General features: G+C 46.6%; 1 protein-coding gene. It reads right to left on the reverse strand.

What is annotated here, in order from left to right:
* The coding region (locus tag LJE08_RS14690; RefSeq protein ID WP_227403677.1) for a hypothetical protein at positions 1-209 on the reverse strand (209 nt) is incomplete at its 3' end.
* Positions 210-223 lie beyond the last annotated feature (14 nt).

Below are 223 nucleotides of genomic sequence, written 5' to 3' on the forward strand. Positions count from 1 at the left end.
AGCAGCAACAGCAACCACATCATCCCCGTGTGCTGAGAAAAATAGCCAAACACGGCGGTTCTAAAAGTCGTCATTACCAAAAACGAACTAATGGCCGAGACAAACACTGACAGGCCGACAAAGCCGTACATCTTGGTCAAAAAGCCATTTAAACCAGCTTCATTGACGACGCGTCTTCTTTGCTCAGGCTCTGGTGTAGAGTTGAACATAAACTCCCCTTCTT

Source organism: Holdemanella sp. DFI.5.55, assembly GCF_020593575.1.
Taxonomy (GTDB): Bacteria; Bacillota_I; Bacilli_A; order Erysipelotrichales; family Erysipelotrichaceae; genus Holdemanella; species Holdemanella hominis.